The organism is Sodalis-like endosymbiont of Proechinophthirus fluctus, from assembly GCF_001602625.1.
Taxonomy (GTDB): domain Bacteria; phylum Pseudomonadota; class Gammaproteobacteria; order Enterobacterales; family Enterobacteriaceae.
In genome coordinates, this window is record NZ_LECR01000045.1 from 6,733 (window position 1) to 7,839 (window position 1,107).

The following is a 1,107-nucleotide window of genomic DNA, read 5'->3' on the forward strand; positions in this document are numbered from 1 at the left end:
ACCCTTGGTAAATAGCGTCACCGGCACCCGGCAGCCCTCGTGTTCACGTAGGAGGCCATCAACGATTTTATGCATATAGCGCAGAGAAAATTCGCGATAATCGGCGCTGGTCAGCGTGCCGCCCCAGGTATCGAACAGCATAACCGCCTGAGCGCCCGCTCGGATTTGTCCATTCAGATACAACACTACGCTATCCGCCAGTTTACCCAGTAACAAATGTAGTGTTTCCGGCTCAGCGTACAGCATCTGTTTAATTTTGATGAAGTCTTTGGAGCTGCCACCTTCTACCATATAGACGGCCAGTGTCCAGGGGCTGCCCGAGAACCCGATTAATGGTACTGCTCCCTCTAGACGCCTGCGAATGGCACGCACTGTGTTCATCACATAGCCAAGCTCCTGCTCGGGATCAGGGATCGGCAGTTGTTCTACGTCACGCCGGCTTTGTATGGGACGCGCAATGCGTGGCCCTTCACCCTGTTCAAACCACAGTCCCAGTCCCATGGCGTCCGGGACGGTGAGAATATCAGAAAACAGAATAGCGGCGTCCAGCGGATATCGACGTAGCGGCTGCAGCGTCACCTCACAGGCCAGATCGGCGTTTCGGCACAGCGACATAAAATCACCAGCCTCGGCACGCGCCACTTTATATTCCGGCAAATAACGTCCGGCCTGGCGCATCATCCAGACCGGCGTTACGTCGACCGGCTGGCGCAGCAGGGCGCGCAGATAGCGGTCATTTTTCAATTCACTCATTCTGGTATCCTTTCTATTATGGATGAATTGTAGCATGGGCGCTGGGTTTTACCGATGCCCGTAAAGGGCAACGATATCTTCAATCAACCGGCACGCCACAGTCCCGGTCCCGGGCGGCGGCAGTGGACAGAATACTGAGTGCAGGACGGTAACGATATTCTCTTATTCCAGGCAATCGCCGGAGGCTGAACCCATGCTTTACCCTTGCAAGATACCCCTTTTCAATCACGGGTATTAACCGGTACCGGAAAATTCGCCTCAATGTAGTTGATGCTGGATGCTATCCTCTCCTTCAGCAACGAACTGGTTACCCTGGTAATGCGTCGGGTAGATTTACGCGGCAGCAGCGGCGCG

At 54.7% G+C, this 1,107-nt stretch carries 1 protein-coding gene and 1 pseudogene; one reads left to right on the plus strand and one right to left on the minus strand.

Translation table 11 applies throughout. The features are described from left to right. Window positions 1–753: uroporphyrinogen decarboxylase (gene hemE / locus BG74_RS05125; RefSeq protein ID WP_244267315.1), on the minus strand; the 753-nt coding region annotated here is incomplete at its 3' end. Between the two features lie 204 nt (window positions 754–957). Here hemE and BG74_RS16895 point away from each other — a divergent pair. After that, a pseudogene (locus BG74_RS16895) lies at window positions 958–1,107 on the plus strand (thiazole synthase); the annotation flags it as partial.